20 protein-coding genes and 2 tRNA genes are annotated in these 23,028 nt (G+C 64.8%); 15 read left to right on the top strand and 7 right to left on the bottom strand.

The genetic code is table 11. The features are described 5' to 3' along the window. The first annotated feature begins 153 nt into the window (after window positions 1-153). From ACTAQI_RS07460 to ACTAQI_RS07445, 4 genes are all read left to right on the top strand, one after another. On the top strand, window positions 154-720 hold the full coding sequence (locus ACTAQI_RS07460; RefSeq protein WP_457950411.1) for a DUF6993 domain-containing protein: 567 nt from the start codon (window positions 154-156) through the stop codon (window positions 718-720). Window positions 721-781: 61 nt separating this feature from the next. Beyond that, on the top strand, window positions 782-2,464 hold the full coding sequence (ettA, locus tag ACTAQI_RS07455) for an energy-dependent translational throttle protein EttA (protein WP_079596350.1): 1,683 nt from the start codon (window positions 782-784) through the stop codon (window positions 2,462-2,464). Window positions 2,465-2,575: 111 nt separating this feature from the next. Further along, window positions 2,576-3,064 (top strand): helix-turn-helix domain-containing protein, encoded by a 489-nt coding sequence (locus tag ACTAQI_RS07450; protein ID WP_457950410.1) that lies wholly within the window; start codon window positions 2,576-2,578, stop codon window positions 3,062-3,064. 38 nt (window positions 3,065-3,102) lie between these two features. Next, window positions 3,103-3,915 carry an IS3 family transposase gene (locus ACTAQI_RS07445; protein ID WP_457950409.1) on the top strand — a complete coding sequence of 271 codons (813 nt, stop codon included), beginning with the start codon at window positions 3,103-3,105 and terminating at the stop codon, window positions 3,913-3,915. 977 nt (window positions 3,916-4,892) lie between these two features. Here ACTAQI_RS07445 and ACTAQI_RS07440 read toward each other — a convergent pair. Continuing rightward, complete coding sequence (locus tag ACTAQI_RS07440) at window positions 4,893-5,813, bottom strand: acyl-CoA thioesterase (protein WP_457950408.1); 921 nt, start codon at window positions 5,811-5,813, stop codon at window positions 4,893-4,895. 64 nt (window positions 5,814-5,877) lie between these two features. Between ACTAQI_RS07440 and ACTAQI_RS07435 the strand changes: the two genes are divergently transcribed. Next, on the top strand, window positions 5,878-6,537 hold the full coding sequence (locus ACTAQI_RS07435; RefSeq protein ID WP_457950407.1) for a hypothetical protein: 660 nt from the start codon (window positions 5,878-5,880) through the stop codon (window positions 6,535-6,537). A 43-nt stretch (window positions 6,538-6,580) separates the two neighbouring features. Here ACTAQI_RS07435 and ACTAQI_RS07430 read toward each other — a convergent pair whose 3' ends face one another. Further along, window positions 6,581-7,039 (bottom strand): globin, encoded by a 459-nt coding sequence (locus ACTAQI_RS07430; protein WP_457950406.1) that lies wholly within the window; start codon window positions 7,037-7,039, stop codon window positions 6,581-6,583. A 1-nt stretch (window position 7,040) separates the two neighbouring features. Next, window positions 7,041-7,724: a mechanosensitive ion channel family protein gene (locus tag ACTAQI_RS07425; RefSeq protein WP_457950405.1), complete on the bottom strand. Its 684-nt coding sequence runs from the start codon at window positions 7,722-7,724 to the stop codon at window positions 7,041-7,043. Window positions 7,725-7,791: 67 nt separating this feature from the next. Here ACTAQI_RS07425 and ACTAQI_RS07420 point away from each other — a divergent pair, with 67 nt between their 5' ends. Further along, the gene (locus ACTAQI_RS07420; RefSeq protein ID WP_457950404.1) at window positions 7,792-8,832 is read left to right on the top strand and encodes an NAD-dependent epimerase/dehydratase family protein; all 1,041 of its coding nucleotides are present in this window, start codon (window positions 7,792-7,794) and stop codon (window positions 8,830-8,832) included. Here the strand turns inward: ACTAQI_RS07420 and ACTAQI_RS07415 are convergent. Both ACTAQI_RS07415 and pepN read right to left on the bottom strand, forming a co-directional pair. Beyond that, entirely contained in the window at window positions 8,789-9,262 is a 474-nt protein-coding gene (locus ACTAQI_RS07415) for an OsmC family protein (protein WP_457950403.1), read from the bottom strand. The two genes, ACTAQI_RS07420 and ACTAQI_RS07415, sit on opposite strands and share 44 nt — an antisense overlap. Further along, the gene (gene pepN / locus ACTAQI_RS07410) at window positions 9,259-11,832 is read right to left on the bottom strand and encodes an aminopeptidase N (protein ID WP_457950402.1); all 2,574 of its coding nucleotides are present in this window, start codon (window positions 11,830-11,832) and stop codon (window positions 9,259-9,261) included. Before pepN ends, ACTAQI_RS07415 begins: the two co-directional genes overlap by 4 nt. A 172-nt stretch (window positions 11,833-12,004) precedes the next feature. On the opposite strand from pepN, the gene ACTAQI_RS07405 reads away from it, so the two are divergent. The 3 genes from ACTAQI_RS07405 (at window position 12,005) to ACTAQI_RS07395 (ending at window position 14,563) form a co-directional block, all read left to right on the top strand. Beyond that, on the top strand, window positions 12,005-13,024 hold the full coding sequence (locus ACTAQI_RS07405; protein ID WP_457950401.1) for a hypothetical protein: 1,020 nt from the start codon (window positions 12,005-12,007) through the stop codon (window positions 13,022-13,024). A gap of 85 nt (window positions 13,025-13,109) precedes the next feature. Continuing rightward, complete coding sequence (locus ACTAQI_RS07400) at window positions 13,110-13,604, top strand: ribose-5-phosphate isomerase (RefSeq protein WP_457950400.1); 495 nt, start codon at window positions 13,110-13,112, stop codon at window positions 13,602-13,604. Next, the gene (locus ACTAQI_RS07395; protein WP_457950399.1) at window positions 13,604-14,563 is read left to right on the top strand and encodes an Fpg/Nei family DNA glycosylase; all 960 of its coding nucleotides are present in this window, start codon (window positions 13,604-13,606) and stop codon (window positions 14,561-14,563) included. Before ACTAQI_RS07400 ends, ACTAQI_RS07395 begins: the two co-directional genes overlap by 1 nt. A 52-nt stretch (window positions 14,564-14,615) precedes the next feature. On the opposite strand, the gene ACTAQI_RS07390 is transcribed toward ACTAQI_RS07395, so the two are convergent. Further along, window positions 14,616-14,689: transfer RNA gene (locus tag ACTAQI_RS07390), tRNA-Gly, on the bottom strand. A gap of 131 nt (window positions 14,690-14,820) precedes the next feature. Between ACTAQI_RS07390 and ACTAQI_RS07385 the strand changes: the two genes are divergently transcribed. The 6 genes from ACTAQI_RS07385 (at window position 14,821) to ACTAQI_RS07360 (ending at window position 20,007) form a co-directional block, all read left to right on the top strand. Then, window positions 14,821-14,895, top strand: a tRNA-Pro gene (locus ACTAQI_RS07385). Window positions 14,896-14,974: 79 nt separating this feature from the next. Further along, the gene (gene tig, locus ACTAQI_RS07380) at window positions 14,975-16,369 is read left to right on the top strand and encodes a trigger factor (RefSeq protein WP_457950398.1); all 1,395 of its coding nucleotides are present in this window, start codon (window positions 14,975-14,977) and stop codon (window positions 16,367-16,369) included. 233 nt (window positions 16,370-16,602) lie between these two features. Next, window positions 16,603-17,226 (top strand): ATP-dependent Clp protease proteolytic subunit, encoded by a 624-nt coding sequence (locus ACTAQI_RS07375; RefSeq protein WP_457951011.1) that lies wholly within the window; start codon window positions 16,603-16,605, stop codon window positions 17,224-17,226. Window positions 17,227-17,262: 36 nt separating this feature from the next. Beyond that, window positions 17,263-17,922 carry an ATP-dependent Clp protease proteolytic subunit gene (locus ACTAQI_RS07370; RefSeq protein ID WP_138606612.1) on the top strand — a complete coding sequence of 220 codons (660 nt, stop codon included), beginning with the start codon at window positions 17,263-17,265 and terminating at the stop codon, window positions 17,920-17,922. Window positions 17,923-18,097: 175 nt separating this feature from the next. After that, window positions 18,098-19,378 carry an ATP-dependent Clp protease ATP-binding subunit ClpX gene (clpX, locus tag ACTAQI_RS07365; protein WP_457950397.1) on the top strand — a complete coding sequence of 427 codons (1,281 nt, stop codon included), beginning with the start codon at window positions 18,098-18,100 and terminating at the stop codon, window positions 19,376-19,378. 14 nt (window positions 19,379-19,392) lie between these two features. After that, entirely contained in the window at window positions 19,393-20,007 is a 615-nt protein-coding gene (locus tag ACTAQI_RS07360; RefSeq protein WP_457950396.1) for a mycothiol-dependent nitroreductase Rv2466c family protein, read from the top strand. A gap of 359 nt (window positions 20,008-20,366) precedes the next feature. On the opposite strand, the gene valS is transcribed toward ACTAQI_RS07360, so the two are convergent. Then, window positions 20,367-22,988, bottom strand: coding sequence for a valine--tRNA ligase (gene valS / locus ACTAQI_RS07355; protein ID WP_457950395.1), 2,622 nt, complete (start codon window positions 22,986-22,988; stop codon window positions 20,367-20,369). Between the last annotated feature and the right edge of the window lie 40 nt (window positions 22,989-23,028).

Raw genomic sequence — 23,028 nt, 5'->3', positions numbered from 1 at the left:
GGAGTTCCCGTCCAGTCCCGGGCGGACGGATCGGCGGCACCCCCCCGCCTTCCGTCCGCCCGCCAACAGTTGTTTGCCCCTGCTGGCCACATGGTCGACGCGCACCGCGGGCATGGCGGACGGCGCTTCCCGGCAGCATGGCAGAATGACACCATGTGTCCCACCCCTTACCGCCGGCAGAAAAACCGGGCCGGTGCAGCGCTGACCTGCGCTGTCCTGGCCACTCTCTTGTCGGGGTGTTCTGCCGGTCCTTCCATGAACCAGCCGGCAACTGGGGGCAGCGGTCAGGGATCACCGACGCCAACGGCGGCAGCACCTGCCACGCAGGCAGCGGCGGCCCGGGCATCGGATCCAGCGCCACGAAGCAGCGGCTCCGGCGGTGAAGCGCTGGCCAACACGTCGGCCGGTGCGCCGGCGGCAGCAGAAGCCGCAGCCACCGAAACCGTGAAGCGGACCGTAACGGACGCCCTGGCCAAACTGGCAGCAGGAACACCAAAACCCGCCACGGCCCAGGTCAGCGACGCATTGACCGGAGCGGGCATTGCGCCGGCAGCGCAACAGGTCTCGCAAAGCCGGACGCCCACCGGGCTGGAGGCTGACGCCATCGAGGCTGCGGTGCTGCAGGGCAAGGACTGCGTCATCGGCCAGGTGCGTGAAGGTGCAGTGACCGTCACAGTTCTTCCCGTCCTGGCCAGCGGCAAGTGCTTCGTGGGGTCCTGAACGCGCTGACTTTCCGGCTGCAAATGTGAGATCTGCCCGCCAACCCACTAGATTTGAGACCATGGCGGAATTTATCTACACAATGACCAAGGCCCGTAAGGCCGTTGGCGAAAAACTCATTCTTGATGACGTAAGCATGTCCTTCTTCCCGGGCGCCAAGATTGGTGTTGTGGGCCCAAACGGTGCCGGTAAGTCCACCATCCTCAAGATCATGGCCGGGCTGGACACGCCCTCCAACGGTGAGGCCAGGCTCAGCCCCGGCTACAGCGTGGGCATCCTGCTCCAGGAGCCGCCCCTCAATGAGGAAAAGACCGTCCTGGGTAACGTCCAGGAAGGCGTCGGCGAAATCTACGGCAAGATCCAGCGGTTCAACGAGATCTCCGAGGAAATGGCCAGCCCCGACGCTGACTATGACACCCTCCTCGAGGAAATGGGCAAGCTGCAGGAAGCCATCGACGCCGCGGACGCCTGGGACCTCGATTCCCAGCTGGAGCAGGCCATGGACGCCCTCCGCTGCCCGCCGGCCGATGCCGATGTCACCAACCTTTCCGGTGGTGAACGCCGCCGCGTGGCGCTGTGCAAGCTTCTCCTCCAGAAGCCGGACCTGCTGCTCCTCGACGAGCCCACCAACCACCTGGACGCCGAGAGCGTACTGTGGCTCGAGCAGCACCTTTCCAGCTACCCCGGCGCCGTCCTCGCCGTCACACACGACCGCTATTTCCTGGACCACGTCGCGGAATGGATCGCCGAAGTGGACCGCGGGCACCTGTACCCGTACGAAGGCAACTACTCCACCTACTTGGAGAAGAAGCGCGCCCGCCTCGAGATCCAGGGCAAGAAGGACGCCAAGCAGGCCAAGCGCCTCGCCGAGGAACTCGAGTGGGTCCGCTCCAACGCCAAGGGCCGGCAAACCAAGTCGAAGGCCCGCCTGGCCCGCTACGAGGAAATGGCCGCGGAAGCGGACCGTACCCGGAAACTTGATTTCGAAGAAATCCAGATCCCGCCGGGACCGCGCCTGGGCGGACTGGTCCTGGAGGCGAAAAACCTCCAGAAGGGCTTTGAAGACCGGACACTGATCGACGGGCTGTCCTTCACCCTGCCCCGCAACGGCATCGTGGGCGTCATCGGTCCCAACGGCGTGGGCAAGACCACCCTGTTCAAGACCATCGTGGGCCTGGAACCGCTGGACGGCGGAGATCTCAAGATCGGCGATTCCGTCAAGATCTCCTACGCCGACCAGAGCCGCGGCGGCATCGACCCCAACAAGACCCTGTGGGAGGTTGTTTCCGACGGACTCGACTTCATCCAGGTGGGCAACGTCGAAATGCCGTCCCGCGCCTACGTAGCCGCTTTCGGCTTCAAGGGCCCGGACCAGCAGAAGAAGGCAGGCGTCCTCTCCGGCGGTGAGCGGAACCGCCTGAACCTGGCCCTGACCCTCAAGCAGGGCGGAAACCTGCTGCTCCTTGACGAGCCCACCAACGACCTCGACGTCGAAACCCTCAGCAGCCTGGAAAACGCTCTGCTCGAGTTCCCCGGCTGCGCCGTGGTGGTCTCGCACGACCGGTGGTTCCTGGACCGTGTGGCCACCCACATCCTGGCCTACGAAGGTGACGAGGAGAACCCCTCCAAGTGGTACTGGTTCGAGGGTAACTTCGAATCCTACGAGGAGAACAAAGTGGAGCGCCTGGGTCCCGATGCTGCCAAGCCGCACCGCGTCACGCACCGCCGCCTGACCCGCGACTAGGTTGCGCGGCCCCGCAGCGGGCATATGTGGATAGGGAGAAGGCCGGCACGCGGTGAACTGCTCCCCGAAAGTTGGACTGAGAAATCGGTCCTTCTATCGGGGAGCAGTTCTATGCAGGACAGTAGTTCGTTATCTGAGGAGCAGCGCGAGGCCGCGGTAGCGTTGTTCGAGATGGGTTGGGGCGCGAAGGCAGCGGCGACGAGGATCGGGGTCCGTTCTAAAGCTGTCATCCGTATCCATAACCTGTGGAGAGTTCGCGGAGGTACGGCGCTGGTGACCAAATCAACCCATCGGAAGTTCACGTTTGAGTTCAAACTCGATGCGGTCCGTCGGTTCCTGGCCGGGGAGAGCCAGGTCGCCCTGGCCAAAGAGCTCCAACTCTCTTCGCCGGATCTGATCAAGAAGTGGGCGAGGCGATACCGCAACGAGGGCGAAGACGGTTTACGCCCGAAACCGCACGGACGACCACCCTCATCTCTCAAGGTGCCGGCAGAGCCGGAGTCGGAGCTGCAGCGGCTTCGCCGCGAGAACGAGCGGTTGCGGGCAGAGGTGGCCTTCCTGGGAAAAGTAAACGCCTTGAGGGACGAGGAACGGCGCTAAAGGTCCGCGCTGTCATCGCTCTCAAGGCCCAACACCGGTTGGAAGTTCTTCTGGACGTCGCCGGCGTGCCCCGGTCCACGTTCTTCTATCACCAAGCTCGGCTGCTCGCCCCTGACCCGCAATCAGACCTCAAGGCAGCGGTCACGGGCATCTTTGAGAAGAGCCACGCCCGGTACGGACACCGCCGAATCCATATCGAACTGGTCAAACAAGGCTGGACGGTCGCGAAGAAGACCGTGCTAAAGCTGATGCGTTTACTGCAGCTGGTCTGCAAGGTTCGACGGAAGAAGCGCTACAACTCTTACCAAGGCGAGCAGGGCGTCGTGGCCCCGAACCTACTGAAGCGGGAATTTGATGCGGATGCCCCGAACGAGAAATGGGTGACCGATGTGACCGAGTTCAGCGTTGGCGACAGGAAACTTTACCTGTCCCCGGTGATGGATCTCTTTGACCGGCAGATCATCTCCTACGCCATTGGACTCTCGCCCAATCGGGAGCTCACCAACTCCTCTCTGCGCACCGCCCTGGCCACCCTGGAGGTCGGGCAGAAGCTGCTCGTGCACTCAGACCAAGGATTTCAATATCAGCACACCTCTTGGCGCAAACTCCTGCAGGAAGCCGGCGCCGTTCAGTCGATGTCCCGCAAAGCCAACTGCTACGACAACGCGGTCATGGAGAACTTCTTCGGCCACCTCAAGGAAGAACTCTTTCACCGCGTCCGATTCCTCAACACCGATGCCCTGGCAACGGCGCTGCACGACTACATCAGTTGGTACAACACCGAAAGAATTTCCACCACGCTTAAGGGTCTTAGCCCGGTACAGTATCGCGCTCAGATGCTTGCCGCGTAGGTCCCTCTTCGCCAAACCTCAGCGGCACACCCCGCTGCGCCGCGTCTCCGCCCCCCACAGCAGCCGGGACATGGATAGCCACTTTGCTCTCTTCGTGGTGTTCTTATAGCAGTTCATTAGGTCAATGGGGGAAGCTATGGGGTCACTGCAGATCACGGCAGCAGCGGCGTTGGTTGTTCTAGTAGCAGTCAATGGTTGCTCGACGACGGAGCCAGGTCCCGCCCCAGAGACGTCCCATCCGCGGCTGCAGCTGGCCTCAAATTTGACCTGTGAAGATGCATGGCGAGGCAGTCCTCCTCCCGCCCCCGAAGCTCCCGCTGCCCAAGGTATTTCATCGCTTTCCTGGGCGGGTAGCCCTGCATACTATTCTTGGCCCGTCCGGGATGAAATGAACGGGTACCCCTTCACGGGGAACGGAGGAAAGAAATACGGGGCATGGAAGACGCCGATAACTGTGGCAGCGGGATCTGGCGAACGGACCATCACTATCGATGCCCCGTCAGACGCTTCCCTCATTATCGCCTCGGCATCAGACTGGGAAACCAGCGAAGCAGTCCTCCATGGAGACCCTGACATACCCACTTTTTACACGGTCACCCCATGTGGGGAACGACCTGCCCAGTTCCCGGGGCTGACGTTGGTTCAGGGGCCAGCCTGTGTTGTTATCAGAGTGACCGAGAAAGAGACCGCCAAGTCCTCCACAGTTTCAGTGCCCATGTATGGAGGGGCTTGCCCATAACCCGGTCGTCCGCGGAAGCCATGCCGGTAAATGCGAAGTCTTGAATGAGCACTCGCTTTAGCATTTATAGAACTGCCATCCACGAAGAAGTCCCCGTTCCAAACGGGACGGGGACTTCTTAGAACAGCCGTCACCGGCCGATAGAGTGGAACACGCACAATCACGAGTCCAACTTTCGGGGACCAGTTCACGGACGGGTGCCGGCCTTCCTCACGTCCGGCAGGGTGTCCCGGCCGGTTCAGCCGTGGGCGGGGTCGGTGGGAATACGCACCATTCCCTCCTGTGCAACCGAAGCCACATGCTGGCCGTCCCGATTGAAGATCTTGCCGGTGGCCAGGCCGCGTGCGCCATGGGCACTGGGGGATTCCTGGACGTAGAGCAGCCATTCGTCCACCCGCGCCGGCCGGTGCCACCACATGGCGTGGTCCAGGCTGGCAACGTTCATGCCGGGCGTGATCCAGCTCAGTCCGTGCCGCCGAAGGATGGATTCGAGCAGTGTGTAATCGCTGGCGTAGGCCAGGGCGGCACGGTGCAGGTTGGAGTCGTCCGGCATCGGCCCGAATGTCTTCATCCAGACGGCGTTGCGCGCCTCCCGCGGGCCGGCCGCCGACACATACAGCGCCGGGTTGACGTGCCGGATGTCAAAGGGCCGCTCATACGCCCAGTGCCGCGCAACAGGATGATCGAACTTCCCCAGCAGGTCCGCCGTGCTGGGCAGCGATTCGGGGTCCGGGATTCCGGCCGGCATCACTGACGAGTGGTCGATCCCTTCGTCCTCACCCTGGAAAGAGGCAATCATGGACAGGATGGGCACACCGTCCTGGTATGCGTGGACGCGCCTGGCGGAAAACGACCTGCCGTCGCGCAGCCGCTGCACGCCGAATGTAATCGGCTTGTTGGCGTCACCGGGCCGCAGGAAGTAGCCGTGCATGGAGTGGACAAACCGTTCGGGATCCACCGTCCTGATGGACGCCACGAGTGACTGCGCCAGCACCTGCCCGCCGAAGACCCTGTGGTGCGGCTGCTGTTGTGAGGGGCCAAGGAAAATGTCTTCATCCGTCCGGGCGCCCTCAAGCTCACCAAGGTCCAGCAGTTCAATCAGCGATGAGGTGGGGTCTCCGCTTGGCGGCGCCAGCAATCCGGCTTCGGCTTCAGTCATGGGACGACTCTAGACGGCGCCCGGCGAACCACTCAACCGGAGTGCAGCCGGTAGTGTTCTAGATGTGTCTGAACTTCTCACCTCGTCCTTCCGTTTCGCCGATCCGCGCGATCTCGCCGACCTGAAGACTTTCGCGACCCGGGCCAAAGCCATCGACGACGGCGCCATCCGCCTGCAGGCCGCCGGCTCTGTCCTGGCCGCGTACGTGTGTGTCCTGCGGCCCAGGCTCCTGGGCGAGTCAACGCCCACCATCCTGGGCCTGCGCACCATGGCGCTGGAGGAACCGTCCGCAACAGATGTCACGGTTGCGTTGTCTTCCGTCCTTGACCGGCTGGCACGCGCGGGGGAGAACGACGTCGAATTGCCGGTTCCGCCCACCACCGTCACTGAGTCCTGGACCGGAGTAGGCGCCCCACGGGGCGGGTGGGAGTTGCTGGGGTCAGTCAGTGACGCCCGCCTGCGGGCGGCCGCTGAGGCGGGGATCGCCGAAGTGGCGGGCATCGTGCCGGAGAAACCGGGCGCCCTCATTGTGAACAACGCCCGCGCAGCCGTGTGGGGGCGGGAACTGGACGACGCCGGCCTGCCCGCCGGTGCGGCTTTCGCAGCCTTCGCGCTGGGGTTCCTGGGTGACGGCGACCAGAAGCTTTACCGGGCGGGCCGCTGGTTCCGGCTGAGCGGACCCCGCGGCCACGTTCTGGCGCGGACCGGCAGCGGCCTGCTCTAGGGGGTACTGCCGGGGCAGCGTCAGCGCCGGTTGGAAAGCGGGTTCAGGCCCCGGAAGGGCTGTTCACCATGGAGAGCGCGGCCCGCTCCATGTAGTCCCACAGGGTTCCCTCGTAGAGCGGCGGCAGATCAAGGGCATCCACTGCGGTGCGCATGTGGAACAGCCAGCGGTCCTTTGCCTCGGGGGTGACCTTGAAGGGCATGTGCCGCATGCGCAGGCGCGGGTGGCCGCGCTCCTCCCCGTAGGTGGTGGGACCGCCCCAGTACTGCTCGAGGAACATCCGGAAGCGGCGCTTCGCGGGGGCCAGGTCCTCTTCCGGATACATCGGCCGCAGCACCGGATCGGTGGCCACGCCGTCGTAAAAGACGTCGATGAGCTTGACGAAGGTGTTGTGGCCCCCCACGGCGTCGTAGAAGCTTTCCGTGTAGTCCGGCTTGCTGAAGGGGTCGTTCTGCATCAACTGGGGCCGCTGCCCTGGGCGCGGTTCGATCGGAAGCGACATGCTAGTCCCCGGCTTTCTGCTCAGTTTTTTTGGTCTCAACGTGCGCCGAGCCCTGGTCGGTGGTCCCGTCGTCGGACTCGTGCAGTGGAACATACCGTCCCTGCGAACGGTTGCCCACGCGCAGGATCTCGCCGTTGCGCAGGTACCAGATGGCGCCGTCGTCCGAGCGGACGCGGGTGATCCGTAGTCCCATGGACTCCACGACGCCCACCACTTCGCTGGTTTCGATCACATCACCGATCCCGTACTGGTCTTCAATGGTAATGAAGATCCCGGCCAGGAAGTCGCGGATCAGTTGCTGGGCGCCGAAGCCGATGGCCACACCGAGGATACCCACGCTGGTCAGCAGCGGGGCAATGTTGATGTCCAGGTTCTGCAGCACATACATGCCGGTGATGATCACCACCAGCACTCCCACCACGCTGTTCAGCAACGAACCAATGGTTTCGGCACGCTGGACCCGGCGTTCGTGGTCAAGGGCCCGAAAGGCCGGAGCAGCCCACTTGAACGTGGGCTTCTTGAAGAAATTGCTCCCCGACGCCACCCGCTTGGTGATGCGGGAAATGACGAACGTGGCCACGAGCCAGACGGCAACGCCGACGCCGAGGCTGATCACGATACCCGGGACGCTGATGCCGCCCGGCTGGCTGGTGGCAGGGGGAAGGATGGACAACATGCTGACCATGGGTGGAAATAGCTCCTAGGGATATTGCTCTGTTCTCTTTCAACCCTAGCCCCCGTAGCGTGGGGCAATGCGCATTCTCATCCTCGGCGGAACAGCCTTCCTATCCCGGGAAATCGCCAGGCAGGGGGTTGCCACAGGGCATGACGTGACGTGCCTGGCGCGGGGAACATCGGGCGAACCGCCGCAGGGTGCCCGCTGGGTCAGGGCCGACCGCTCAACGGGTCCGGCCGCATACTCGTCACTGGCCGGCGAATGGGACGCCGTGATCGAGGTCGCGCGGGACCCTGAGCCTGCCCGGCACGCCCTGGCGGTCCTCGCGGGGAAGGCCGGGCACTGGACATTTGTCTCCAGCTGCTCGGCCTATGCGGACCATTCCGTCCCGGGAGCTGCTGAGGACGCCGGGCTCCTGCCGGCGTTGGCCCCAGGGGTCCCCTCGACCCCGGAAAATTACGGGGAGTCAAAGGTGGCCATCGAAGAGGCCACCATGGAGGCCGCCAAGGACAGGGCCCACCTGTGCCGGGCGGGCCTGATCAGCGGCCCCGGCGACCCCACCGACCGTTACGGCTACTGGCCCGCCCGCTTTGCCCGGGACGCGAATCCGGCGCTGGTGCCGGACATCGGCCGGCACCCCACACAGGTCATCGACGTACGGGACCTGGCGGCCTGGATCCTGCTCTCGGCGGAGCAGGGAATCACCGGTCCACTGAACGCCATTGGGGACACGGTGCCCTTTGCCGAACTCATCAGCGCCGGCCACGAAGCGTCCGGCTCCAACAGCACCGCCATCACCGCCGGAGAAGAGTGGTTGGTGGAACAGGGCGTCAACTACTGGTCCGGGCCGGAGTCCCTGCCGCTGTGGCTCCCGCCAGGCCACGATGGTTTTATGGCCCGCAGCAACAGTGCCGCCCGGGCCGCAGGAATGGTGCTGCGGCCCTGGCAGGAAACCCTGGCTGACACCTTCGCCGATGAACGCATCCGCGGGCTGGACCGGCCCCGGAAAGCCGGCCTGTCACCCGCCAGGGAACGCTGGCTCGTGGACATGCTCCACAACGCAATCGGAGAGCCTAGCCCACCACCGTCACCGGCTGGTGCTCCACCGGAAAGTTGACGCTGCGCGCGATGAAGCAGACCTGGCTGGCCTCGTGGTGCAGGCTCGCCGCCAGTTCGGCCTGCCCGGGATCGGCCACCGTCACGTGCGGATGCAGCACCACCCGCTCGAACTGGCCGCTGCCGTCCCGGTTCAGCCGCATCAGCCCAGTTGCCTCGTCCCGGTAGTCAGTGACCACCACACCGTGCTTCACGGCCACGTGCAGGTAGGACAGCATGTGGCACTGGGCCAGCGCAGCCAGGAGAAGCTGCTCCGGGTTGTACCGCTCCCGGTCGCCATGGAATGTGGGATCCGCGGAGCCTTTCAACACCGGCAGCCCGGGAATGAGCACGTCATGGTCCCGGGAGTAGCTGCGGTAGGACGAGGTGCCATCCCCCAGGTTGCCAGTCCACTGGACAGCCAGCGAGTACCGGTGTTCGTCGATGCTCACTGCGGGCTGCCGTCCTGGACAACGTCGGCGGCCCGGGCACGCAGGGCGCGCGCAACGCCGTCGCGGTTTTCCAGCATCATCCGCCGCAGCGCGGCGCTTTCCGCCGGCAGCGACGCCAGGAACCCGTCCGTCCGGTCGATGGTGGCCTGCGTGGTCAGCAGCGCCGGGTAAAGGCCGACGACGATCTGCTGGGCCAGTGCGTGGGTTCGGGTTGCCACGATGCCCGGCACGGCCGCGAAGTACTTTTCGGAGTACGGCTCCAGCAGGGAGCGGTCAAGGACCCGCATGAAACCGGCTACCGCCGATCCCTGCAGCGCGTTGGACAGCTCTCCCTTGACCACAATGGATTCCCACGCCGCGGCCTTCGCCTCGGCGGTGGGGAGGGCGGCCTTAGCCAGGGCCGCCGCGTTTTGGCCGCTGGAGGTGTTGTCGCGCTGCAGTTCCGCATCGATGCCGTCCTGCCCCATCCGGCCGCCGGCAACCAGCGAAGCCACCAGTTCCCAGCGCAGGTCCTGGTCAACGCCCAGGCCCTCCAGGACCACCGACCCGGCCAGCAGGCCGGCCACCCGGTCCAGCTGGGAGGCGCTGCGGGCCAGGAGCGCGAAGGACTTGACGAACTGCAGCTGCGCGTCGGAGCCGCCCGCAACGTCCCCGGCCAGATCCCACAGCCGGTCCACGGCCGCAACCGTGGTGGCTTCGCGGTGTTCCTCGGCCACATAGAAGTTGAGGGTGGTGGCCAGCTGGCGGAGCTGGACCAGGATGACGGAGGAATCCGTTTCCGCGGCGACGTTTGCAAGGATCAGGTCCACGTACTTCCGGGCCGGGGTCTCGCCGTCGCGGGCAGCGTCCCATGCGGAGTTCCAGACCAGGGTCCGGGGCAGGCTGTTCGCAAAATCCTTCAGGTGGGCGGTGGCGGTGGCCAGTGACTTTGGATCAAGCCGGACCTTGGCGTAGGCCAGGTCGTCGTCGTTAATGAGGATCAGGTCCGGCTGGGCCAGGCCGGCAAGCGCCGGCACCTCGGTGCGTTCGCCGTCGACATCCAATTCCTCGCGGTGTACCCGCGTGAGTTTGCCGTCGTCGTCCAGATCGTAAAAGCCCACGGCAAGCCGGTGCGGGCGGATGGTGGGCCACTCGGGCACGGCGGACTGCAGGATCGCGAAGGACCGCAGCTTCCCGTCGGGGTCCACGTCCAGCTCGGGAGCCAGGGTGTTCACGCCGGCGGTCTCCAGCCACTGCCGTCCCCAGTCGTCCAGGTCGCGGCCGCTGGCTTTCTCCAGCTCCACCAGCAGGTCGCGCAGCTCGGTGTTGTGCCAGGAGTGCTTGGCGAAGTACTCCCGCACGCCGGCCATGAACTGCCCGGGCCCCACCCAGGCCACCAGCTGCCGCAGCACCGAGGCGCCCTTGGCATAGGTGATGCCGTCGAAGTTGACCTCAACATCCTGCAGGTCGTTGATCTCGGCAAAAATGGGGTGCGTGGTGGGCAGCTGGTCCTGGCGGTAGGCCCAGGACTTCTCCACGGAGGCGAAGGTGGTCCAGGCGCTGGTGAAGGACGTGGCTTCAACGGCCGCCAGGTGGGACATGTACTCGGCAAAGGATTCGTTGAGCCACAGGTCGTTCCACCACCGCATGGTCACCAGGTCGCCGAACCACATGTGCGCCAGTTCGTGGAGCACCGTGATGGCGCGCCGCTCGATCTGCGCCCCCGTCACCTTGCTCCGGAAAACGTAGCCTTCCAGGATGGTCACCGCCCCGGCGTTCTCCATGGCGCCGGCGTTGAACTCCGGAACGAACAGCTGGTCGTACTTCTCGAACGGGTACGGGCACCCGAACTGCGCCTCGAAGAACCCGAAGCCCTGCCGGGTGAGTTCGAAGATATTGTCGGCGTCCAGGTACTGCATCAGCGACTTCCTCGCAAACACTCCCAGTGGAATAACGCGGCCGTCCGAGCTGGTGACCTCGCTGCGGACGGACTCGTAGGGTCCGGCGATCAGGGCGGTCACGTAGCAGGACAACCGGGGCGTCGGCGCGAACGCCCAAACGGCCCGGCCGGCACCGCCTTCGCCGGCCTGCGCCGGCGCCGGTTCAGGGGTGGGAGAGTTGGAAATGACATCCCAGTGCGACGGTGCAGTGACAGTGAAAGCGAACGTTGCCTTCAGGTCCGGCTGCTCGAAGACGGTGAACATCCTGCGGGAATCGGGGACCTCAAACTGCGTGTACAGGTAGACCTCGTTGTCCACCGGGTCCACGAACCGGTGCAGTCCTTCGCCGGTGTTCATGTAGGGCATGTCGGCCATGACCGTCAGTTCGTTGTGCTCCGCCAGGTCCGGCAGCTGGATCCGAACGCCGTCGGACACAGTGGCCGGCTCAAGGGCGCGGCCGTTCAGGGTCACGCTGTGCACGGTGCGGGTGACGGCGTCGATAAAGCTGGACGATCCCGGCGATGCCGTGAATTTCACGGTGGTGGTGCTGCCAAAGACCTCTCCGCCGCGGGTCAGGTCCAGGCTGACATCGTAGGACTCGACGGTGATCAGTTCGGCGCGCTCACGGGCTTCGGCGCGCGTCAGGTTCATACCTGGCAAAAGAGGGCCTCCAGAGAAGTTCGGCTGCCGGCCGGTGGTTCCCGGTTCCGGCACTGTGATGCATTCTTTCATCCTTAGAGGCCTTGGCAAGTTGCGCAGCTCACAGCCGGGTCCCCCCGGGCCGGGCGGTTGGCCAGGCAGCCGCAGGGGTAGCGTTAAATGCATGGGAAAGCTGCTGGATTCGGTGGACACCAAGGCCCTGCGCTTCGCCGTCGGGTTCCCCGTCGTCCTGGCTGCCGCCTTTGTCTACTGCGCATCGCTGCTGCGCCCGGACCTTCCGGAGCCGCTGGCCATCCGCTGGACGGACGACGGCGGGGCCGCCTTCGCGCCCTTCGCCGCCTACGTGGGGGTGGGCGCGGCCGGAATTGTCGTGGCCGGCTGGCTGGTCCTGCTCCAGGCGGTGCCCCTCGGCAGGCCCGTCCTGATGCGCAGGATCATGATGGGTGCCGGACTCTTCCTCAGCCTGTTCATCACTTCCGCCCTAGCCGCCGGCCTGATCGGCCAGACCGGACTCGCAGACGCCCGGCAGTCGCACGTGGACATGACGGTCCTGGCGCTCGGAAGCGGTGCCGCAGTATCGCTGGGCGTCACCATGGCAATGGTGTACAAAGCTGACCGGCAGTGGTCACCGGATGACGACCGGGCGCTCCAGACCGCCATCGCCAAGGAACTTGATCCCGACCTTGCCCGGGACAGCATCAGGCTCTGGGTCCATGCCAGGAGCTCGGTCTTCGTCATGATCGCCATCGCCGCACTGTTCCCGGCGGCACTCATCGCCGTCGTGGTGCCCTGGCTGGGGATCCTGCTTGTAGTCCTTGCCATCATCGGCGCTGCGTTCCTCTTCGCCCGCATCAGGGCGGACCGGCGCGGCCTGAAGGTCCTGCTGGCCGGGGTGGTGCCCGTCATGGATGTGCCCGCCGATGCCATTTCCGATGCCAGCGCAGCAGAGGTGCGGGCCGCGGACTATGGCGGGTGGGGCTACCGGCACCACGGCGGAACCGCCGCCATGCTCGTCAGCAGCGGGCCCGCCGTCGTCGTCAGCAAGACCGACGGCCAGCGCCTTGCCGTCAGCGGCGGCAGCCAGGCCTCCGCCGCGAGGCTGGCCGAAGTCCTGACCCGGGTGGCCGCCAGGGCCCGGCGCGGCGGCGGCCCGGCTCCTGCCCCCGGGCCGCCGGAATCCTGACCCCGGGCGGCCCTAGTATCCTTATCCGTGTCGTTCCGGCCCCCACCGGCGGCCCGCCAGCCCACGAAATGAACGGACTTAGCACGTGACAGCTACCCCTGCCTCCCCGCGGGTCCACATCGCCACCGACCACGCAGGCATGGAGCTCAGCGCCCACCTGGTATCCCACCTGACCGGCAAAGGGTACGAGGTGGTGGATCATGGACCCAAGGTTTACGACGCCCAGGACGACTACCCGTCGTTCTGCATTAACGCCGCCCTTGCCGTGGTTGCCGACCTGGAGGCCGGCATCCACGCCTTGGGCATCGTGCTGGGCGGCTCCGGCAACGGCGAGCAGATCGCCGCCAACAAGGTCAAGGGCATCCGCGCGGCTCTCGCCTGGAATCTCTCCACGGCCACCCTGGCCCGTGAGCATAACGACGCCAACGTGGTGGCCCTGGGCGGCCGCCAGCACACAGTTGAAGAAGCCACGGAACTCGTGGAAGCGTTCCTCGCCGAGCCTTTCAGCTACGACGAAAGGCACATCCGCAGGATCGAAAAGATCGCTGTCTTCGAGGCAACCGGTGAGGTCATCGAGTAGTGCCTGAAGGGCATTCGGTCCGCAGGCTTGCCCGGCAGTTCGGCGATGTCTTCGCCGGCCAGGCGCTCGCTATTTCCAGCCCGCAGGGGCGGTTCAGCGGGGGAGCGGCGCTTCTCGACGGCCATACGCTGCTGGCCGCTGAGGCGCACGGCAAGCATCTGTTCCTGCACTTCGACAACTCGCTGGTGCTCCACGTCCACCTTGGCCTGTACGGGGCCTGGAGCTTCGGCGGTGACAGTACCTTCGCGGGCGCTTCCAGTATTGGTGCGCCCCGGCGCGTCGGCGAGCAGGAGGCCTTCGCTGACGGAGACGACGACGGCGGCGCGCCTTACGCCGGCCCGCCGGCGCCCGTCGGTGCCGTGCGGGTGCGGCTCGCTGGGAGCCACGGCTGGGCGGACCTCAGGGGTGCCACCACCTGCGAAACCATCACCGGGGCGGAGGCGGACGGGGTCCTGGCGCGGCTGGGGCCTGATCCCTTACGGAACCTCCGCGGCGACGCCGGCCGGTTCGCCGCCAATGTCCGGTCCCGGAAGACCGCGCTGGCGGCGCTGCTCATGGACCAGAAGGTGATTGCCGGCGTCGGGAACGTCTACCGCGCGGAAGTCCTGTTCCGCCGTCGCCTCGATCCGTTGCTGCCCGGAAACGCCCTGCCGGACAACGACGCCCGGAAGCTGTGGCGCGACATCGTCGCCGTCATGAACGACGGCGTCGCTGACGGCCGGATCATCACCACCCCGCCGAGGTACTGGACGCTTGACGGCACCACGGCCGCCAAAGCGGCCGCCGCAGGGGTGCCGGTGCCGCCGAAGAGCGCACACTTCCCGCACCGTGATGATGTCCATTTCGTCTACAAGCGGCACGGGCTGCCCTGCCGGGTATGCCGCACCATTGTGCTCATGGCGGACCTTGCCGGCCGGAACCTCTACTGGTGCCCGTACTGCCAGCAGCCGCAGGCATAAGGGAACAACAGACACGAAAAGGCCCCTCAATTGAGGGGCCTTTTCGTTGTGCTGGAGGGGACGACGGGAATCGAACCCGCGTAATCAGTTTGGAAGACTGAGGCTTTACCATTAAGCTACGTCCCCGAAGGAAGATCCGTTTTGAGCGGAAACTCCGGGCTGGCTGTTCAAGCCGGATACAACTAAACCTAATCCATGGCCTACGTGTCAAATGTGCATTCGCGGCGCGTATCACCGTAGACTTGCCTGTGCACTTACGGGGTGTAGCTCAGCTTGGCTAGAGCGCCTGCTTTGGGAGCAGGAAGTCGCAGGTTCAAATCCTGTCACCCCGACTCTGCGGCCAGGACCAGTCGGCCTGGACACATATTGCGTTTGCAGAAACCCATCCCACAACCCAGGAGTACTTAGACCGTGAAGAGCGCTGTCGAGAACCTCACCCCCACGCGGGTCAAGCTCAATGTTGAGGTCCCCTTTGAGGAACTGAAGCCCAGCATCGACTCGGCCTACAAGACTGTTGCATCGCAGATCCAGGTCCCCGGGTTCCGCAAGGGCAAGGTTCCCGCCAAGCTCATCGACCAGCGCGTCGGCCGGGGCTACGTCCTGGAGACGGCCATCAACGACGGCCTCAACGGCTGGTACCAGGCTGCCGTGCAGGAATCCGGCATCCGCCCCCTGAGCCGTCCCGAGGTGGAAATCACCGAGGTCCCGGACCCCTCCGCCACCGACGGTGGCCTGAAGTTCGCCGCCGAGGTTGACGTCCGCCCCGAAATCGAACTCCCGGACTACGCCGGCATCGAGGTCCAGGTTGCGGCTGCGGAATCCTCCGATGCAGACGTGGACAAGGCACTGGACGAACTGCGCGGCCGCTTCGGCACCCTGAAGTCCGTTGACCGTCCCGCCGCTGACGGCGACTTCCTCACCATCGACATCACCGCCACCATTGACGGCGAAGAGGTTGACTCCGCTGCCGGCCTGTCCTACCAGGTTGGCGCCGGCACCATGCTCGAGGGCATGGACGAGGCCGTAACCGGCCTCAGCGCCGACGAGGACGCCATCTTCGATACCACCCTGGTGGGCGGGGACCACGCCGGCGAAGCCGCCCAGGTCAAGGTTGTCGTCAAGGCCGTCAAGGAACGCGAACTGCCCGAAGCGAACGATGACTTCGCCCAGCTGGCCTCCGAGTTCGACACCCTCGCCGAGCTGCGCGAAGACCTGGCCAAGCAGGCCGCAGAATCCAAGATCGTGGAGCAGGGCGTTGAAGCCCGCGACAAGGTCCTGGACAAGCTGGTGGAACTGGTTGAGGTTCCGGTTCCGGACTCTGTCGTCGAAGAGCAGCTCGAGGCCCACTTCCAGGAGGGCAACGGCCACGGTGACGGCGAGCACGACACCGAAGAGCACCGCGAAGAGGTCCGCGCCAACACGGCCCGCGCCTTCCAGAACGAAATCATCCTCGACGCCATCGCTGAGAAGGAAGAAGTCAACGTCAGCCAGAACGAGCTGATCGACTACATCGTCACCACCGCCAGCCAGTACGGCATGGACCCCAACCAGTTCGCCCAGATCATCGACCAGAGCGGCCAGGTCCCCATGATGGTTTCCGAGGTCCGCCGCCGCAAGGCACTGGCCGTCGTCCTGGGCCAGGCAACGGTGACCGACACCGAGGGCAACGCCGTTGACCTGAGCGACTTCGTCCGCCCGGGCGGCGAGGAAACCCCCGCCGCGGAAGCAGCCGACGCAACCGAATCTGACGTTGCTGAGACCGAAGTTGTCGAAGCCGGGGACGCCACGGCAGACGCCAAGGCATAGTCCTCACCCACCCGCAGCAACGGCCCCTGGATCCATTCGATCCGGGGGCCGTTCGCGTTTGACCGGAAGCAACACGGCACTGGTTTGATGATCGTGCGCCGTCAGCGAACAGCCGTCAGTGCGCGAACAAAACACCCGTGAAACCGGTTAGTGTCCAAGTAGAGATTTTCAGTGATGTCACCGTCACCAGCGAGAGGTAAGTAAACATGTCACAGCACTCAGAGGCCCCCCGGATGGCGACCGTCGATCCTGCAGCCCAGGACAACTACATTTACAACCGCCTTCTCAAGGAGCGGATCATCTGGCTGGGCTCGGAGGTGCGTGATGACAACGCCAACGCCATCTGCTCGCAGCTGCTCCTGCTCTCGGCCGAGAATCCGGAAAAGGACATCTACCTGTACATCAACTCGCCCGGCGGCTCCGTCACCGCAGGCATGGCCATCTACGACACCATGCAGTTCATCCCCAACGACGTCGTCACCGTCGCCACCGGCCTGGCCGCGTCCATGGGGCAGTTCCTCCTCTCCTCGGGCACCAAGGGCAAGCGCTACGCCACCCCCAACGCCCGCGTCCTGATGCACCAGCCCTCCGGCGGCATCGGCGGCACGGCCTCGGACATCAAGATCCAGGCCGAGCTCATCCTGCACATGAAGAAGGTCATGGCGGAACTGACGGCCGATCAGACCGGCCAGACTGTTGAGACCATCCTCAAGGACAACGACCGCGACAAGTGGTTCACCGCCCCCGAGGCCCTCGAATACGGCTTCTTCGACAAGATCGCCGCACACGCCGGCTCCGTGTCAGGCGGCGGTGGAACGTCCAACAGCGCTTCCGGCGAAACAGCCTCCCAGAACTAACCGGCAACCATCACACTTCGATCAGGAGCAAAGACAATGAACTATAACTTCGGGTGGTCCGCCGGAAATCTTCCGTCCAGCCGCTACGTCCTGCCGCAGTTCGAGGAGCGCACGCCCTACGGCTTCAAGCGCCAGGACCCGTACACCAAGCTCTTCGAGGACCGCATCATCTTCCTCGGGGTGCAGGTTGACGACGCCTCCGCTGACGACATCATGGCCCAGCTGCTGGTCCTGGAGTCGACGGACCCTGACCGCGACATCACGCTGTACATCAACTCGCCCGGCGGCTCCTTCACGGCCATGACGGCGATCTACGACACCATGCAGTACATCCGCCCCGAGATCCAGACCGTATGCCTGGGCCAGGCTGCCAGCGCCGCTGCTGTCCTGCTGGCGGCGGGTACCCCCGGCAAGCGGCTGGCACTGCCCAACGCCCGCGTCCTGATCCACCAGCCGGCGCTGTCCGGCGGCCAGGGTGGACAGGCCTCCGACCTGGAGATCCAGGCCGCAGAGGTCATGCGCATGCGCTCGTGGCTGGAGGACACCCTGGCCCAGCACTCCGGACGCACATCCGAGCAGGTCAACAACGACATCGAGCGCGACAAGATCCTCACCGCGGATGAGGCCCAGGCGTACGGGCTCATCGACCAGGTGCTCGATTCACGCAAGATCAAGCCCCAGGCGATCACGAGGTAGCAGTACGGAAAGCCGGTGCGGTCCAGTTCATTTGGCCGCACCGGCCTTTTCATTCCACCCTTGGGGCCGAATGTGACCTAGAGTGGATGTTGTCACAAACCGGCCCGCGCTGGCCGGGAAAGATTTCAGCAATGGTGCAGGGCTGCCTGGCAGCGGGATACTAAGGGGTTCATATATGGCTCGGATTGGCGAGAGCACGGATTTGCTGAAGTGCTCTTTCTGCGGAAAGAGCCAGAAGCAGGTGCGCAAGCTCATTGCCGGGCCCGGTGTCTACATCTGCGATGAATGCATCGAGTTGTGCAACGAAATCATCGAAGAGGAGCTCGCGGAGGTCGCGGACCTCGGCAGCTTTGAACTGCCCAAGCCGCGTGAGATCTTCGATTTCCTGCAGGAATACGTCATCGGCCAGGAGCCCGCTAAGCGTTCCCTCGCCGTCGCGGTCTACAACCACTACAAGCGCATCCAGGCCGGCCATGCGCCGAAGTCCGGAAACCTGGGGGAAGGCGGCCATCACGACGACGTCGAGATCGCCAAGTCGAACATCCTCCTCATCGGCCCCACCGGCTGCGGCAAGACCTACCTTGCCCAGACCCTGGCCCGCCGGCTGAACGTGCCGTTCGCAGTCGCGGACGCCACCGCCCTGACCGAGGCCGGATACGTGGGTGAGGACGTGGAGAACATCCTCCTCAAGCTCATCCAGGCCGCTGACTATGACGTCAAGAAGGCCGAACAGGGCATCATCTACATCGATGAGATCGACAAAATCTCCCGCAAGAGCGAGAACCCCTCCATCACCCGTGACGTCTCCGGCGAGGGCGTGCAGCAGGCCCTGCTGAAAATCCTGGAAGGGACCGTGGCTTCGGTGCCGCCGCAGGGTGGACGCAAGCACCCGCACCAGGAATTCATCCAGATCGACACCACGAACGTCCTGTTCATCGTGGCGGGTGCCTTCGCAGGCCTGGAAGAGATCATCGGCTCCCGCTCGGGACGCAAGGGCATCGGTTTCGGCGCTCCGCTCAATGAGGCCAGCAAGAAGGTGGACTCCTACGGCGAGGTCATGCCGGAGGACTTGCTGAAGTTCGGCCTGATCCCCGAATTTATCGGCAGGCTTCCCGTGATCACCACGGTGTCCAATCTGGACCGCGACGCCCTGATCCAGATCCTTTCCACTCCCAAGAACGCCTTGGTGAAGCAGTACCAGAAGATGTTCCAGATCGACGGCGTGGAACTGGTCTTTGACGACACCGCCCTGGACGCCATTGCCGAACAAGCCCTGGAACGCGGCACCGGCGCCCGTGGCCTCCGCGCCATCCTGGAGGAGGTCCTGCTTCCCGTGATGTTCGATCTTCCGAGCCGCGAGGACGTAGCCAGTGTGGTGATCACCGAAGATGTGGTTCTCCGCGGCGCCGAGCCCACCATAATTCCGCACGTGGCCAAGCGCCGTAAGTCTGCCTGACCGAAAGGACCTTCGTGACTGCACCTGCAAAGAACAAAGCCGATTTCTGGTTCGACCCCCTGTGCCCTTTCGCATGGGTCACCTCCCGCTGGATCGGCGAGGTGGAAGCCGTCCGTGACATCGAGACGGAGTGGCACGTCATGAGCCTCGCTGTCCTCAATGAGGGACGCGACCTGGAGCCCGGCTACCGGGAATCCATGGACAACGCGTGGGGCATGGTCCGCGTGATCATCGCCGCCCGGGAAGAACATGGGCCGCAGGTGATCAAACCGCTGTACGACGCCATGGGAACGCTGATCCACAACCAGGGCGAAAAAGACCGGGCCGGGGTCATCACCAAGGCCCTCGCCGAGTGCGGCCTCCCCGCCTCCCTGGCCGATGCCGCCACCACCGACGCGTACGATGAACAGCTCCGGGCCAGCCACGAGGAAGGCATCTCGCTCGTGGGCCAGGACGTTGGAACCCCTGTGGTTGCTTTCAATGGAACAGCATTCTTCGGGCCGGTCCTGACCCGTATTCCCCGCGGCGAGGACGCCGGCAGGATCTGGGACGCCACCACTGCCATTGCCGCGTATCCGCACTTCTTCGAGTTGAAGCGCAGCCGCACGGAGAGCCCCGAATTCGACTAGGCACCGGGCGGCCTCGGTCCGCTCACTGAACCTTCAAGGGCCCGGGGATAACTACCGTTGTGTAGTTATCCCCGGGCCCTTGTGCATGCCATGTACCAGGAGAACAATGGTTCTTACCCACTTCGAAAGAAGCGGGACGCAGGAACCAAAGATTCAGTGATATGTAGTTTGACGCAGCCATCGGCAAAGTTGAATGCAAGCTACAAGTGACGGTGTAGTAAGACCTGAATATCAGCGGATCCTGCCAGACCATGAGAACGTCACCAGATGGCCGAAAAGTCGAAGCCCCACCAACGGCAAAACGCTGATGGGGCTTCCCCTTTGCCCGGAAACAGAGCCGGGCCGGCCACGGCCGGTTGTCAGGCCTTGGCGGGCTCGTCGCTCGGAGCCAGGGCTACGTCGGTCACGGCGAGGTCGCCGTCGCCCACTACCAGCGTGATTTCCCGGGCATTGGATGCTGCTTTCAAGTCAGCCAGCCCCGCCTGCAGCTGCGCCGTCAGTGCCTCCGGGGCGGTGATGGTTGCGGACAACACTTCGGTGCGCTGCTTGACCTTGGCCTCGGACTTGGCCTTGCGGACACCGCTGAGGGCCACACCCACGGTTGCCAGCATGGCGGTGTCGCCGCCGGGGATCTCCAGCGCAGCAGGCCATTCGGCACGGTGCACGGACCCGGCGCGCCACCAGCTCCAGACTTCCTCGGTGGCGAAGGGAAGGAACGGGGCGAAGAGCCGCAGCAGAGTGTCCAAAGCTGTGGCAAGGGCAGCAAGCACGGAGGCCTGCTCAGCTTCGCCGGCAGCCCCGTATGCGCGGTCCTTGATCAGCTCCACGTAGTCGTCAGTGAACTGCCAGAAGAACGATTCCGTAAGCTGCAGGGCGCGGGCATAGTCGTAGTTGTCGAACGCCTTGGTGGATTGGGCCACGACGTCGGCCAGCTGGGCCAGCAGCGCCCGGTCCAAGGGGTTGGTTAGGACGGAAAGATCGCCTGAGAGCACAGAGTTCTCGGTGGCACCGAGGTTCAGCACGAACTTGGAGGCATTCAGCAGCTTGATGGCCAGGCGGCGGCCGATCTTCATCTGCGCGATCTCGTAGGCGGTGTCCGCGCCCAGCCGCGCCGAGGCGGCCCAGTAGCGGACGGCGTCCGAGCCGTACTCGTTCAGGACATCGGTGGGTACCACCACGTTGCCCTTGGACTTGGACATCTTCTTGCGGTCAGGATCCAGGATCCAGCCGGAGATGGCCGCGTGCTTCCACGGGGCGCAGCCCTGGAGCGCGTCGGCGCGGACCACGGAGGAGAACAGCCAGGTGCGGATGATGTCGTGGCCCTGCGGGCGGAGGTCGAACGGGTACACCTTGCCGAACAGGTCCTCGTCCCGGCTCCAGCCACCCACGATCTGCGGGGTCAACGAGGACGTGGCCCAGGTATCCAGGACGTCGGCGTCCCCGGTGAAGCCGTTGGGCTGGTCGCGCTGCGCCTCGGCAAAGCCCGGCGCAGCATCCGCCGCAGGGTCCACGGGGAGCAGCTCGTCGGAGGGCAGGATGGGGTTGTCGTAGTCCGGGTTCCCCTGTGCATCGAGCGGGTACCAGACGGGAATGGGCACGCCGAAGAACCGCTGGCGGGAGACCAGCCAGTCACCGTTCAGGCCGGCGATCCAGTTCTCGTAGCGGGAACGCATGAAGGACGGGTGGAAGTCGATGTCCTTGCCCCGGCCGATGAGGCGTTCGCGGCGGTCCTCGTCACGGCCGCCGTTGCGGATGTACCACTGGCGGGACGTGACCACTTCCAGTGGCTTGTCGCCCTTTTCGAAGAAGTTCACCGGGTGGGTGATCTTCTTGGGTTCGCCATCGAGCAGGTCGGCTTCCTTGAGCAGTTCCACCACGGCTTCCTTGGCGGAGAAGGCAGTCTTCCCGGCGATGGCGGCGTAAGCCGCCTTACCGGCCTCGGTGGTGATCCACTCAGGGGTCTCGGTGATGATGCGGCCGTCGCGGCCCATGATGGCGCGCGTGGGCAGCTGCAGCTCGCGCCACCAGGTGACGTCGGTCAGGTCGCCGAAGGTGCAGACCATGGCGATGCCGGAGCCTTTGTCCGCCTTTGCCAGCGGGTGGGCCTTGACCTCCAGCTCGACGTCGAACAGCGGGGACTTCACGGTCTTGCCGAACAGCGGCTGGTACCGCTCGTCGTCGGGGTTTGCCACCAGAGCGGCACAGGCGGCAAGCAGTTCGGGGCGGGTGGTCTCGATGAAGACCTTGTCACCGTCTTGGGTGAAGAAGGGGTAGCGGTAGTAGGCGCCGGGGACTTCGCGGTCCTCGAGCTCAGCCTGCGCCACCGCGGTGCGGAAGGTGACGTCCCACAGGGTGGGAGCTTCGGCCATATAGGCGTCGCCGGCAGCCAGGTTGGCCAGGAAGGCGCGCTGGGACACCGCACGGGACGTGTCGTCAATGGTGCGGTAGGTCAGGTCCCAGTCGACGGACAGGCCCAGGGTCTGGAACAGGTTCTCGAAGACCTTCTCGTCCTCGACGGCCAGTTCCTCGCACAGCTCGATGAAGTTCTGGCGGGACACGACGTCGAAATCACGCTGGTTCTTGGCCGGCTGCGCGGGCGGCCGGTAGTCGGCGTTGTACGGGATGGCGGGATCGCAGCGGACACCGTAGTAGTTCTGGACACGGCGCTCCGTGGGCAGGCCGTTGTCGTCCCAGCCCATGGGGTAGAAGACGTTCTTGCCGGTCATGCGCATGTAGCGGGCCTGGACGTCCGTCTGTGTGAAGGAGAACATGTGCCCCACATGCAGGGATCCCGACGCGGTGGGCGGGGGAGTGTCGATCGAGTAGACCTGCTCCCGGGTGGTGTCGGGGTTGAACTTGTAGGTTCCCTCGGCCAGCCAGCGCTCGGTGAGCGCGGCCTCGAGGCCTTCGAGGGCCGGCTTGTCCGGAACGTTGATGGGGGCGGTGGTGGGCGTGTCTGTACCCTGCGTGTCTTCAGCCATTGGGCAATTCTTTCATGCCCGCTTACATCCCACCCAACCC

This window comes from Pseudarthrobacter sp. alpha12b, from assembly GCF_054130495.1.
Note: the sequence above shows the minus strand (reverse complement) of the source record. Positions and strands in the feature narration are given on the sequence as shown.